The organism is Colwellia ponticola, assembly GCF_005885605.1.
Lineage (GTDB): Bacteria > Pseudomonadota > Gammaproteobacteria > Enterobacterales > Alteromonadaceae > Colwellia > Colwellia ponticola.
On the sequence record NZ_SZVP01000194.1, the window covers coordinates 1 to 421 of the forward strand.

Below are 421 nucleotides of genomic sequence, written 5' to 3' on the forward strand. Positions count from 1 at the left end.
AGCTCAGGGCCGGCGCCATGCCTTGCAGGGCGAGATTGCGCACGTGTTCCGCCAGTTCGGGGCTGTCCACCAGCACGCCGACCTCGGTGTTCCACAGCACGGAGCGCGGGTCGAAATTGAAAGAGCCGACAAACGATTTTTGCCGATCAAAGATCATCGCCTTGCTGTGCAGGCTCGAGTCCGAGCCGCGGAACGTGCCTCGACGAAACAGGTGCGGGCCGCTGCCGCCGCCGTCACCCGGTTGGCGGCGTAGCTCGTAGAGTTTTACCCCGTGCTCCAGCAGCGCCTTGCGGTACGGTGCATAGCCGCCATGTACGGCAGGCACGTCGGTGGCTTCAAGGGAGTTGGTCAACAAGCTCACCGATACGCCCGCGTCGGCGCGCCCCGTCAGGTACACCAGCCCGGGCTGTCCCGGCACGAA

Annotated in this window: 1 protein-coding gene; it reads right to left on the minus strand. The window is 65.3% G+C overall.

From position 1 onward, the window contains the following. Window positions 1–421, minus strand: a 421-nt coding sequence (locus FCS21_RS16515) for a phospholipase D-like domain-containing protein (protein ID WP_246047324.1), incomplete at both ends; no start/stop codon positions are given.